The organism is Agrobacterium sp. MCAB5 (assembly GCF_052114365.1).
Classification (GTDB): domain Bacteria; phylum Pseudomonadota; class Alphaproteobacteria; order Rhizobiales; family Rhizobiaceae; genus Agrobacterium; species Agrobacterium tumefaciens.
The window spans coordinates 158,936-171,443 of sequence record NZ_JBFREP010000001.1; the positions used below are offsets into that span (position 1 = coordinate 158,936).

The 12,508-nt window shown below is 56.3% G+C and carries 12 protein-coding genes; 2 read left to right on the top strand and 10 right to left on the bottom strand.

Features of this window, described 5'->3' with window-relative positions:
• Positions 1–25: 25 nt before the first annotated feature.
• Positions 26–1,420: a leucyl aminopeptidase gene (locus AB4Z23_RS00755; protein ID WP_013635292.1), complete on the bottom strand. Its 1,395-nt coding sequence runs from the start codon at positions 1,418–1,420 to the stop codon at positions 26–28.
• A 142-nt stretch (positions 1,421–1,562) separates the two neighbouring features.
• On the opposite strand from AB4Z23_RS00755, the gene AB4Z23_RS00760 reads away from it, so the two are divergent.
• The gene (locus AB4Z23_RS00760; RefSeq protein ID WP_065659772.1) at positions 1,563–2,387 is read left to right on the top strand and encodes a tetratricopeptide repeat protein; all 825 of its coding nucleotides are present in this window, start codon (positions 1,563–1,565) and stop codon (positions 2,385–2,387) included.
• A gap of 99 nt (positions 2,388–2,486) precedes the next feature.
• Here AB4Z23_RS00760 and AB4Z23_RS00765 read toward each other — a convergent pair whose 3' ends face one another.
• From AB4Z23_RS00765 to AB4Z23_RS00805, 9 genes are all read right to left on the bottom strand, one after another.
• Complete coding sequence (locus AB4Z23_RS00765; RefSeq protein ID WP_013635294.1) at positions 2,487–3,473, bottom strand: type II secretion system F family protein; 987 nt, start codon at positions 3,471–3,473, stop codon at positions 2,487–2,489.
• A gap of 10 nt (positions 3,474–3,483) precedes the next feature.
• Positions 3,484–4,488: a type II secretion system F family protein gene (locus tag AB4Z23_RS00770; protein WP_019564500.1), complete on the bottom strand. Its 1,005-nt coding sequence runs from the start codon at positions 4,486–4,488 to the stop codon at positions 3,484–3,486.
• A gap of 118 nt (positions 4,489–4,606) precedes the next feature.
• Complete coding sequence (locus tag AB4Z23_RS00775) at positions 4,607–6,079, bottom strand: CpaF family protein (RefSeq protein WP_003514561.1); 1,473 nt, start codon at positions 6,077–6,079, stop codon at positions 4,607–4,609.
• Positions 6,080–6,112: 33 nt separating this feature from the next.
• Complete coding sequence (locus AB4Z23_RS00780) at positions 6,113–7,399, bottom strand: AAA family ATPase (RefSeq protein WP_003514563.1); 1,287 nt, start codon at positions 7,397–7,399, stop codon at positions 6,113–6,115.
• A 34-nt stretch (positions 7,400–7,433) separates the two neighbouring features.
• Positions 7,434–8,126, bottom strand: coding sequence for a CpaD family pilus assembly protein (locus AB4Z23_RS00785; protein ID WP_003514564.1), 693 nt, complete (start codon positions 8,124–8,126; stop codon positions 7,434–7,436).
• Between the two features lie 56 nt (positions 8,127–8,182).
• On the bottom strand, positions 8,183–9,766 hold the full coding sequence (locus tag AB4Z23_RS00790; RefSeq protein ID WP_038489489.1) for a type II and III secretion system protein family protein: 1,584 nt from the start codon (positions 9,764–9,766) through the stop codon (positions 8,183–8,185).
• Positions 9,763–10,569 carry a Flp pilus assembly protein CpaB gene (gene cpaB / locus AB4Z23_RS00795; RefSeq protein WP_003514566.1) on the bottom strand — a complete coding sequence of 269 codons (807 nt, stop codon included), beginning with the start codon at positions 10,567–10,569 and terminating at the stop codon, positions 9,763–9,765. The genes AB4Z23_RS00790 and cpaB overlap by 4 nt, the downstream gene beginning before the upstream one ends.
• A gap of 125 nt (positions 10,570–10,694) precedes the next feature.
• Positions 10,695–11,207, bottom strand: a complete 513-nt coding sequence (locus AB4Z23_RS00800) for an A24 family peptidase (protein WP_421476000.1) — start codon at positions 11,205–11,207, stop codon at positions 10,695–10,697.
• A 103-nt stretch (positions 11,208–11,310) separates the two neighbouring features.
• The gene (locus AB4Z23_RS00805) at positions 11,311–11,499 is read right to left on the bottom strand and encodes a Flp family type IVb pilin (RefSeq protein WP_111790096.1); all 189 of its coding nucleotides are present in this window, start codon (positions 11,497–11,499) and stop codon (positions 11,311–11,313) included.
• A gap of 445 nt (positions 11,500–11,944) precedes the next feature.
• On the opposite strand from AB4Z23_RS00805, the gene AB4Z23_RS00810 reads away from it, so the two are divergent.
• On the top strand, positions 11,945–12,328 hold the full coding sequence (locus tag AB4Z23_RS00810) for a pilus assembly protein N-terminal domain-containing protein (RefSeq protein ID WP_421476047.1): 384 nt from the start codon (positions 11,945–11,947) through the stop codon (positions 12,326–12,328).
• Positions 12,329–12,508 lie beyond the last annotated feature (180 nt).

Below are 12,508 nucleotides of genomic sequence, written 5' to 3' on the forward strand. Positions count from 1 at the left end.
CGGTCAGATCAACCGTGGTACCGACTTACTTCGCAAACTGGTGTGTGATGTAATGGAAGAGTGCTCTGATACCTTGAGCCTCGCCACCGATCGATGAATGGTGCCTTTCGCTCAAGGACCAGCCGTAAATATCGAAATGTGCCCATTTTTTCGTATTGGTGACGAAACGCTTCAGGAACAAAGCGGCGGTGATCGATCCTGCCATGCCGCCTGATGGCGCGTTGGTGATATCGGCCGCGCGTGAGCGGATATCCTTGTCGTACCCCATGTAGAGCGGCATGCGCCACAGGGGATCGTCGGTATCGATGCTGGCTTCCGCGATATCGTGGGCCAGATCGTCGTCATCGGTATAGAAGGGCGGCAGATCCGGGCCGAGAGCAACGCGGGCGGCACCCGTGAGCGTTGCCATGTCAATCATCAGGTCCGGCGCATCCTCGTCTGCATAGGCCAGCGCATCGGCCAGAACGAGACGGCCTTCTGCATCCGTATTGTCGATCTGTACCGTCAGGCCCTTGCGGCTCCTGTAGATGTCACCGGGACGGAAGGCGTTGGCGGAAATGGAGTTTTCGACGGCGGGCACGAGGACGCGAAGATTGACCGGCAGTTTCGCGTCCATGATCATCAGCGCGAGACCGAGAACATTGGCCGCACCACCCATGTCCTTCTTCATCAGCGCCATGGAGGCGGCTGGCTTGATATCGAGACCACCAGTATCGAAGCAGACACCCTTGCCAACGAGGGTCAGGCGGGGATTTCCCTTCTTGCCCCAGTTCATTTCCAGAAGGCGCGGTGCGCTTTCGCTGGCGCGGCCGACGGCATGGATGAGCGGGAAGTTTTCCTTCAGCAGATCGTCGCCGGTTATGACGCCCACCTTTGCCTTGTAGTGTGCGGCAAGGCTGCGGAAGGCGATCTCAAGCTCGTCCGGTCCCATATCGTTGGCCGGAACATTGATGAGATCGCGGGCGAGGAAGACGCCGGCCAGAACGCGCTTGATCTCGCCATCTTCGGCATCCTGCGGAATGAGAAGCTTGGCCCCGCTGGTTTTGGTTGTCTTGTATTTGTCGAAGCGGTAGCTGCCGAGGCCGAAACCGAGAGCCAGCCGATTGGCCGTCAATGGCGCGGTTTCAATATGCCACTCGCCTTCGGGCAGCTCGCGGGCCAGTTTTCCGGTTATGAACGGGATTTCTGAGGGATTGCCTCCAAGGCCGAGAAGAACGCCACCCAGCGAACCATCGGAAGAGGGAACAAGCAATACGGCGCCTGCTTCGGCCTTGAAACCCGCTTTTTTCGCCCAGTCCAGAGCAACAGGATCTATGGCACCCTGTTCGATATGGGCTGGCGTCACGGCGAAAACCGGCAGGGTGCTGCCAGCCTTGGAGCTGAAAGGTGTCGGGCGTTCGATGAACTGATAGGGCGCCATGGTCTGCTTTCGTAACTGTCGAGAATCGGTGCGATTAACGCTCTGTTAGGGTTAACAGATTATTGCTTAAGCGAAAGTTGCGTCATGTGAGTCTGTCGTATGTCGGGCGCAAGATCGATAATTCTTGGGCGGGAGCACTGCCATGACTGCTTTTTCTTTGAGCGAGACAGGTCGGACAGGCTTACTGCGGGGAGCATGTCTCGCAGCGCTGGTTTTCGCCGTTTCCGGATGTGCGAGCACCAACAAGCCGGATCGCATGTCCACCGGCTCCATTCCTGCGGCAACACGCTCCTATGACCACATGAACATGGACCAGCTCCGGCAGGCGGAAGAGACGGCCGGCAAGGCCTATGAACGCAGCCCCAAGGACAGGTCCGTCGGCATGAATTATGCCAACGTGCTGATGATGACCGGCAAGAACACGCAGGCGCTCGCGGTCATGCAGCAGATCGCCATCGCCAATCCGGCCGACCGCGAGGTGCTTGCCGCCTATGGCAAGGCGCAGGCAGCATCAGGCCAGCTCGAACAGGCCCTTTCAACCATCCAGAGAGCACAGACGCCTGATCGTCCAGACTGGCGGCTGTATTCTGCCGAAGGTGCCGTGCTCGACCAGCTTGGCAGGTCGAACGAGGCCCGCACAAAATACCGACAGGCACTCGATCTCAAACCGAACGATCCAAGTGTGCTCTCGAACCTTGGCATGTCCTATGTCCTGTCGAGCGATCCCCGTACCGCCGAGACGTATCTGCAATCGGCCATCGCCCAGCCGGGCGCCGACAGCCGCGTTCGCCAGAACCTCGCGCTCGTGGTGGGTCTTCAGGGACGGTTTGCCGAGGCTGAGCGCATCGCGGTTCAGGAACTTTCGCCACAGCAGGCACAGGCAAATCTCGGTTATCTGCGTGCAATGCTGTCGCAGCAGAATTCCTGGCAGCAACTGGCGAAGAAGGACAACAAGCCAGCAGGCTGATGCGGGTTCAGGCACGTCCATCAATACCAGATCGCAGATAATATTCACAGCTCCGTCTCATCACTCGCTACCGCCTACAGTGCGGTCGCGTTTAGCGTGTCAGAACGTATCGGCGACGCGAATGCCGGCTGGTCCGAGAATGACTGCGATGAGCACCGGCAGGAAAAATATGATCATCGGCACGGTCAGCTTTGGCGGCAGGGCGGCGGCCTTCTTTTCGGCTTCGTTCATCCGCTCGTCGCGGCCTTCCTGGGCCAGAACGCGCAACGCCTGAGCCAATGGCGTGCCGTATCGTTCCGCCTGGATAAGCGCTTGCACCACGCTTTTGACGCCGTCCAGCTGCGTGCGCATGCCAAAATTCTCAAGTGCGATGCGCCGGTCCTGAAGGAAGGAAAGCTCCGCTGTCGTCAGCATCATTTCCTCCGCCAGTTCGGGCGACTGCTCACCCATTTCTTCCGCAACACGACGCATGGCGGCCTCCATGGACACACCGGATTCGATGCAGATCAGCATCAGATCCAGCGCATCCGGCCAAGCGCGCCTGATCGAGGCCTGCCGCTTGTTCATGGCGTTGGAAACATAGATATTGGGTGCGTAAAAACCCAGATAACCGAAAATGAGCACTGCCATCAGCCGGACGACGAAAGCCTTATCGGCGAGGTTTCCGAGAACGAAAACCCAGGTAAAGGCCAGGGCCAGAAAAACGAATGGCAGCACGAACCGGGCGGCAAGAAATGTGTTGAGCGCATTCTGTGAACGAAAACCCGCAGCGCGCAGCTTGTTCATCGTGTTCTTGTCGGCAAGCGCTTCCTGAAGGTTGAATTTTTCGACGATGCGGCGCGCCGATTTATTATTATTGCCACGCAGGGAGGCCTTCCCGTCCCTGGTGGCGGCGGCCAGGCGCTCACGCTCGCGGCTGCGAATGAGATCGCGCTCCGATGACACGGCTTTCATGCGCTTGGCGAAGTCTTTTCGCTCGAAGAGCGGCATGATGAGCGTATAGAGGGTTGCGAAAACCGCGAGGGTGACGAGAATGGCAATGATCGTTTGCGGGTCCGTCAGGCTGGAAAAGAGGCTTCCTGTCATGGTCGTGCCCTCATATGTCGAAATTGATCATTTGGCGCATAATGAAAATCCCGATCAGCATCCATAATCCCGACACCCCCAGAATGATGTGCCCACGCATGTCGGTGAAGAGCACCGACAGATAGTCGGGCGAGGTGAAATGCACCAGCAGCATGACGATGAAAGGCAGCGCGCCAATAATAACTGCCGAGGCCTTCGCTTCCATCGATAACGCGTTGACTTTGGCACGCATTTTCCTGCGTTCACGCAGAACTTTCGAAAGATTGGAAAGAGCCTCCGAAAGATTGCCGCCCGCCTGCGCCTGAATGTTGATGACGGTGCTGAAGAAGCTCACTTCGAAAAGCGGCACGGTCAGCATCATGCGCTCGATCCCCTGCGGAATGCCGATGCCGACCTGCTGCGCATCGACGACGCGCTGGAACTCCGTCTTCACCGGTTCCTGTCCGTCCGACGCGATCAGTCGCACGGCGTCGTTGAGCGGCAATCCGGATTTGATCGACCGGCACATGACATCCAGCGCATTTGGGAATTCCTCGAGGAATTTTTTCTGCCGGCGCTTGAGTATAAATCCCAATACCCATCGCGGCAGTCCCAAGGCCACGACGGCTCCTATGAGCAGAGCGATAAGCATCGACAGGCCATAAAGAAGCGCAATGACGACGGAGAATGCAGCCGCGCCTGCGCTCAGAAGGTGGAACTGCCGGACAGAAAGTTGCAGTCCCGCCTGAACCAGCTTTTCGCGCAAACCGACATTCTTTGCTTTCTTCGCCTTTTCGCTTTGTTTCTTTTCCATTTCCCGCAGGCTGTCCTGCATGGACTTGCGGCGTTTGCCAAGTTCCTGGACCCGGTCCCGCGCGGCCTTGATGTTTGCGTGATCCGTTTCGGCGGCCTTGACCCGCTTGACGCGACTAGTGGTCTTTTTCTCGACCTCGATCTGCTGGAAGAGGAAGGCATAAGCAAGCGCCCCTGCCGAAATAGCGACAAGTGCGGCCAGTAACAGGATTGTGGGGTCCATGGCAGTCGCCTTCCTTAGAGCATTTCCAGTAAAATTGCGTCGTGGTTTTCCGTCCGGAAAATGCGTAGAAACAAAGAGTTAGAGCACGTTAGACGATTCCGTTTAAACAAGACTTGCTCTAGGATGTCTTTTCCATCTCGTCGAGCGCGGTGGCCAGGCGTTTTTCCTCGCCATAATAGCGCGCGCGATCCCAGAAATGGGGTTTGCTGATGCCCGTGGAGACGTGCTTGCCGATCAGCTTGCCATGCGCGTCTTCGCCGTCAATTTCGTATCGCATCAGATCCTGGGTCACGATGACGTCGCCTTCCATGCCGATCACTTCGGTGATCTGCGTTATCCGGCGCGAGCCGTCGCGAAGGCGCTGGGCCTGAATGACGATATCGATAGAGCCCGAGATGATTTCGCGTACCGTCTTTGCCGGCAGGGTAAACCCGCCCATGGCGATCATCGATTCGATACGGCTGAGGCATTCCCGCGGCGTATTGGCGTGGAGCGTTCCCATCGATCCGTCATGGCCGGTGTTCATCGCCTGAAGAAGGTCGAAAACCTCCGGTCCACGCACTTCGCCGACGATGATACGTTCAGGCCGCATACGAAGGCAGTTCTTGATCAGATCACGCATGGTGATCTCGCCTTCACCTTCGATATTCGGCGGGCGCGTTTCCAGCCTCACCACATGCGGTTGCTGCAGTTGCAGTTCGGCGGTGTCCTCACAGGTAATGACGCGTTCATCCTTGTCGATGAAGCTCGTCAGGCAATTGAGAAGCGTGGTCTTGCCCGAGCCGGTACCACCAGAGATGACGACATTGCAGCGGACGCGGCCGATGATCTTGAGCAGGGTCGCGCCTTCAGGCGTGATCGCGCCGAAACGCACCAGCTGGTCTAGCGTGAGCTTGTCCTTCTTGAATTTTCGGATCGTAAGCGCCGGACCATCGATGGCGAGCGGTGGTGCGATGACGTTGACACGCGATCCATCGGGTAAGCGGGCGTCGCATATCGGGCTCGATTCGTCCACGCGTCGGCCGACCTGGCTGACGATGCGCTGGCAGATGGAAAGTAATTGACCATTGTCACGGAACCGTATGTCGGATTCGATGGTCTTGCCGCCGACTTCGATGAAGGTCTGGCCGGAACCGTTGACCATGATATCGGCAATATCATCGCGTGCGAGAAGCGGCTCCAGCGGCCCATAACCAAGAACGTCGTTGCAAATGTCTTCGAGCAGCTCTTCCTGCTCGGCGATGGACATGGCGAAATTCTTGATCGTTATGATATCGTTGACGATATCACGGATTTCCTCGCGTGCGCTCTCCGCGTCGAGCTTGGCGAGCTGCGAAAGGTCGATCGTATCGATGAGCGCGGAAAAGACTTGGCCCTTGGTATTGTAATAATCTTCCGTGCGGGCACGCTTTTTCTGCGGCGATTGCATGGGAGATTGTGCCTGCCGCGTTGCAGGCGATTGGCCGGGCTCCAAAGTGTCGATCGCCAGAGATCGCGGCTCAGGTGTTGCCTTCACCTGCTGTATGGCAGGCGCGACAAAATCCGGCTTTATGGTTCTGGCTGGGCCTTCTGGCCCGCGTTTTCCGAACATCGGCGTTTCCGTCTAAAGGCCCAGAAAGGGAGCCTATTTGCGCTTGAGAATATTCTTGAGCTTGTCCAGACCGCCGCGCTTGTTTTTGCGCAGAATGGTACGGCCTGTAATGGTATGGGCAATTTGCGAGAACGTTTCCGCGATCTGGGATTTTTCGTCCATCTCGCTGATCATGCGACCGCTGTTGGCGGCATTTCCGAACAGCTGGGTGTCGAACGGAATGATGGCAACCGGCTCGATTTCCAGTGGGTCGAGAAAATCCGCAGGGGCGATCTCCGGGCGTTTCGGCATGCCGACCTGATTGAGAACGAGATGCGGTAACTTGTCGTTGGGTCTCAGTTTTATCAGCGCGTCGAACAGGTTCTTCGTATTGCGCAGGTTTGCGAGATCCGGAACCGCCGTAATGACCACCTCGTCGGCTTCCGCAAGCACCGCTCGCGTCCAGTCACACCATTGATGGGGAAGGTCGAGAACCGCGACGGGCGCACTGCGCTGCAGGACCTCAAGAATCGGCAGAAACGCCTGACGATCGAAATCATAGGTCCTGTCGAGGAGAGAGGGTGCGGCCAAAAGTGAGAGGTGGTCGGAACATTTCGTCAGCAGACGGTCGAGGAACACCTCGTCCAGCCGTTCCGGCGAAAACACCGCTTCCGCCATGCCCTGAGCGGGATCCTGATCGAAATCGATGTTGGCCGTGCCATAGGCAAGATCCATATCCGCCAGAATGGTTTCGGTGGAGAAGAGGGTAGAGATGCCGAAGGCGCAATTATGCGCGATCGTCGACGAGCCCACCCCGCCTTTGGCACCGATAAAGGCGATGTTGCGACCGAGCGGCTCCGCTTCCGGGTCAACGAAGATCGTCGCGATCGAGGCCAATAGATCGGCCATGTTGATCGGTGCGACGAGATATTCGGAAATGCCGTTGCGGATGAGATCGCGATAAAGCGTTATGTCGTTGTGCCGGCCAACGATGATGACACGGGTGGTGGGGTCGCAGACCTCCGCCAGAGGAGCGAGATCATCCAGCAGAGAAGACGGTGAGCTTGCTGTTTCCAGAACGATGAGGTTGGGCGTTGGTGAGGCGGAAAACATCGTCGCCGCCGCGTTGATGTCGCCCTTGGTTACCCGCAGGGTGACCTTGCTCATCCGCCTATCACTGGATAAGGCATCCATCACGCGCTGCATGTTTTCGCTGACGCAAAAGGCATGGACGGATATGCGGGGCAGGGGCCGCAGGCGATCCATATCCGAGGCACGCGGCGCCGGCTGTTCTGCTTCCGCGTCGCCGCTTGACTTGATATCGTATTCTACAGCGCTCATCGTCTTTCCTGCCCTGACAATTGTTGGAACCGCGTCAATTTGGCGTCGCCGTGTTTTTGCCGCTGCGATAGGCGTCAATCACCACTGCTCGGCGCTCCGCGTCGATCGGACTCATGCCACGCGGGCCAACCAGATCCATGGGGTTGGCAACCTGTGCCGCGAGATTGCTCTGGGAGGCACATCCGAAATTGTACCAGTTCTTGTTGGCAAAGGTATTGTCGGAAAGGTCTTCGGGCCATTGGCCGCATTGCCCGGTCATGGCGGTAACGGCCACATAACTCAGTCGAATGGGGGCGGCGTCGCCATTCGGGGATGCAGCGTAACGTGTTTCCATGATCTTGCCAGAAGGCACACCAGCGCCGGAAAGCGCGGAGCGGATTTGTCTCGCCATTTTTGAAGCCGCTGCCGAGTTGGCTGATCCCGATGGCATCTGGATATTGACGATACCGGTCGACATCGAGGCGTAATTCTGGGCGAAACCACGGACATTATCCGCCATTGCCGTGGTCAGCCGGCTATCGCCTGCTGATACCGGAATATCCAGCGAATGCTCGGCTTCCGATAGGGTGATCGGATGGCGCGTGCGGTAGTCGTCAGGAATGGCGTTGGTCGTCATGGGGTCGCGTGCGCAACCCTGCAACAGGCCGGCGGCAAGCGCTACCATGGCGACGAGACCTGCCCGTCTGCCCGGCAGGCTTGAGGAAAAGGAGGAAGGGTTTTCCTGCATGGCGTTTCCTGCCCGGACCGGGCTTGCTGTGAAAAGGGGATTTCGTGCGCGTGTCGTCATTTGTAGATGAACCCCACTGATCCCTGATAGGGAGCCGCCTGAACCTGGTCCTTGCGGCCATAGACCTTGTTGACACGGTTCATGAAATACATGGCCGCATCGTTTTCCGGGTTGAAGTTGTCATCCGGCCGGGCGATCTGGTTGCGCGCAACAGGACGTACCAGATAGGGCGTTGCTATGATGACAAGCTCCGTTTCGTTGCGGATGAAATCCTTGCTGCGGAAAAGCGTGCCGAAGATCGGGACTTTGGAAATGCCGGGAAGTCCTGACATGGCCTGGCGAATATTGTCCTGGACCAGACCTGCGATCACAATCGAGCCGCCGGACGGAAGTTCGACTGTTGTCGATGTCTCGCGTTTGCGGATCGACATGTAGGTAGAACCTGGGATGGTGCGGCCCGCATTTCCGGTTACAACGTTGCCTTCATATGTCGGCTCGGAAACATTGGTCTCGATTTTAAGGCTGATCCGTCCCGGTGAAAGCACGACGGGCCTGAAGTTCAACGTGATGCCGTAGTCGACCGTGTTGGTGGTACGCGTTATGGTTGGCTGGCCCGTTTCCTTGTCGATGGTAACTTCCTGCTCTGCAGGCAGACGGAAATCGCCCCCCACGTAGAACTTGGCCTGTTCGCCGGAGATGGCGGTAAGACTTGGTTCGGCCAGAGTGCGCACGACACCCGCCTGTTCCATGGCGTTGAGATAGGAAGCAAAGTTGAGCGAGCCGGAGCCAATTGCGCCACTGGCTATTCGCGACGCACCGCTAATTGCATTTCCGAGATTGGACGGATTTGAAAATTCGAAACCGTTATTGCTTGTCGAGCTGCTGATGGAGCCATTGAAGCCAAGCTGTTTCAGCACCTGCCGGCTGACTTCAGCAACGGTGACTTTCAGCGTCACCTGATCTTCGCCCTCAATCGTCAGCATATTGACGATCTGCGATGTCTGGCGGTTTTCGGCAAATATAGCCGCGTCACCGCCATTGTCACCGCCCGTCAGCGATATGTTGCGGGTGGTGGCTTCGCCGCCTTTCAGAAATGCTTCGGCAAGCTGGACAGCGCGTGCCGAATCCTGAGGTGTGCGCACTGATCCCGTGAGAACGATGTTGTCCGAAACGATCTCTACCTTGATGTCCGATTCGGGAATGAAACGACGGATATTGGCCTCAAGCCCGGAGATATCGCGCTCGACCTCAAGATCAAGACTGACGATTTCGCGCCCGCCATCTCCGAAAATGAAGATATTGGTCTGGCCCACCGTTTTTCCGAACAGATAGATGCGCTTGGACGTACGGGTTACGGCATCGGCAAGGCTCGGATCGGCGACGAGAATATCATGGGCATCCTCCGGCAGATCGATGACCAGTGCCTTGTTGAGACCGAGCTTCAGGCGCTTGCGAATGCCACTACCGCTTTCGGTGATCCGCACGATGCTCGCGCTTTGAGCCTCGGCTTCGCTGATACGCAAAAACGCGGGTGAGTGCTGACCCGGAATACCTGAAAAAGCCAGGCAAAATGCAAGGCTGCCCGCCATTGAGGAATGCAGGTGTTGTTTAATGCGCTTTGCCATGGAACCCCCGGTCATTGCGATGCTCCCTGTCCGGCTTTGACGATCGAACCGGATTTGATCACCTGAATCTCCGGCTGCCCGGAGCCGCCGTTGAGAAGGTAACCTGCTGAAAGCGTGTCGTTTTCCTGCGCATCGGCGACCGAGCGCAAAGCAAGCGTAAGGCGATCCGCCATCTGTTGCGCCACGGTGATGATTTTGGCCTGTTCGGGTGTGAGTTCGAGCGTTGCGGTTGCACCCACGACGGCTGAGGTGCCGTCCTCGCCTTCCTTGATCTGCTGGTCGATCGCCAGAACACGGACATTGTTCAAAACATTTTCAGTTAAAAAATGACCTGAATCGCCCTTGCGGACCATGATGACATCGACTCGGTCATTCGGCAGCACGAAACCGCCAGCACCTGTTGAGACGGAAATTTCCGTGGCGACGGCGCGTTTGCCGGCCGGCAAAAGCGAGGACATGATGCGGGTGCTGGAATCGACCACTTTTTCAGGCCGTACCGGCTCGCCCTGAAACAAAGGCAGCCGCACGACAGCGCCGGATAGTTCGGTTATGGCGTTCGGGTTTTTCGCTTCCGTTATGAAGCTGTCGATGACGTTACCAGTGGGCCAGGGCGTCCAATGTACCGAACTATCGTTCAGGCGGCTGCCAACGGGTAGGTTGACCGAGGAAACGAGAACGTTAACCGTCGGTTCCTTCTCTATGATCGTTTCCGCTTTTTCGATGACCTGCTTCGCGCCGGAAATCTGCATGGCAACGATGCCGGCAAGACCGGCGGCGACCAGGGCAACGGACAGAATGACGATACGCGACGGTTTCATGCTCGATCCTTGAGGGAATCAGATTCTTCTCCCGTCAGGATGGCCCGTCATTGGTATAATTATGGTTAATATTATGCTTGGATTTCTGGTTAACAGGCCTTTAACCTGCAGCGAACGCAGATTTCTCAGGAAAGACTTGCGATGGCGGCTTTTACAAGCGGTGTTTCGCCATAGGTCAAAAGCCCGGCAATAGCGATGCCTATGCCATAGGGGATTTTCTTCGCAACCAGCAGGGAATCCGGAATGGGAATGCCGGCCGCCATGATTTCCTGCGATCGCGATCGCAAAAGCAGGATTCCAAGCGTCAAAACGCCGCCGATGAAGGTGACCGCAAGTAGAAACTCTATTAGGGAGGCATTGAAACCGTACCAGAGGGCGGCAGCTGTGAGAAGTTTGGCATCCCCACCGCCCATGACATTGGCAGCGAAGAGCGCAAAACAGGCAAAAAAAACGGCTGCGGCGGCTGCAATGCTCATTGCGAAGGTTTGCCACTCCATACCCGTAAAGGGCGCAACCACAATGAAGGAAAGCAGCAATATAAGCGGTATTCTGTTGGGTATGGTCATGCTGAAGAGATCGTTCAGCGCAGCAAAAGCGAGACATAGAGGCAAAGTCAGAAAAATTGCTGCTACGACCATTGGATCAGTTCCACATATGAATGGCAACCAATACGGGTGGATGCCAAAAAATACCAAGATGGCCGCCCGTTTTCGGGGCGGCCATCCAAAAGGTCTGTAGTTATCACTGACCCGATGCGGTGGAAGCTGCCGTCATCTTCGTGCCAATGTTTGTGAACAGTGTACCGATTTTGCTGCCAACGGTTGTAGCGCCGCCAACGATAGCGACCGAAATAAGCGCAGCAATCAGGCCGTATTCAATTGCCGTGGCGCCGGACTCATCCTTCAGGAAGCGAGCGAAAATCTTGGTCATGGGTCTCTCCTAACTCTTGTGTTGTGTTCAGCACGCCGACAACTGTTTTCCGTTGTTCGGTTGCGTTCAAATTACAGGTGAGCGATTTCCAAGCGCTTAAAGAAGAGGATTAATCCAAAGTAAACGACAGGATGAGTTTCTCTTGGTAAACAAAACAAAAAAGTATTGTCTCTATTTTTATAGTTGCTGATAAACAAATATATTCCAGAGACTGTCAGCTTCTTATTTCCGGCAAAGTGTCCTCCCGGTGAGACATAGATGTTCATTTTTGGTGCGGGACAGCGAGAGCCTCGAAAATGTTGCCATGTCAGGCATGGTTACCGTTCACATTAGGGGCCTCTATCATTTAACGCTTCATTCACTAAAAACACGCATTCTGCTGCACAGTAAGTGCGGGTAGTGAGCAGGGGCGAAACGCGTGTCATCCGGAAAACTGGCGAAAATCGTGGTCGGCTTGTCCGTCATCCTATCGGGTTCGGTACAGCCTGTTTTTGCTCAGGAAGACATATTGCGCGTTTCGATGAACCACGCCCGTGTCCTTCGCCTCGACCGCCCCGTAAGCAAGGTTATTGTCGGCAACTCGAAAGTCGCCGATGCGACGGTTGCCGATGCCACCACGATTGTGCTGACCGGGCGCAGTTTCGGCACGACGAATCTTGTTCTTCTCGATGCCGAGGGCAATCCAATCGTCGATGAGCGCATTCTCGTCTCCATCGATGAGGGCAATACGGTTCGCGTTTTTCGACAAACGGAAAGGACAGTGCTTTCCTGTACGCCGAATTGCGAACAGCATTCGCAAAACAGTGGCGACAAAGACGCCCAGCCTTAAGCGAACTGCAACCCAATATCAGGTCTGAATATATCGGAATTCCGCGCGCGGGAATGGCTGGCATTTTGTCAAAGTGACAAAGGCTTAGCGCTCGTCCTGGGCAGCATTTTTATGGGAAAAATCGGGGTTGATCGCCAGCAAAACGAAAAACCGCAACATGTTCCCCTGCGTTTTGCAGGA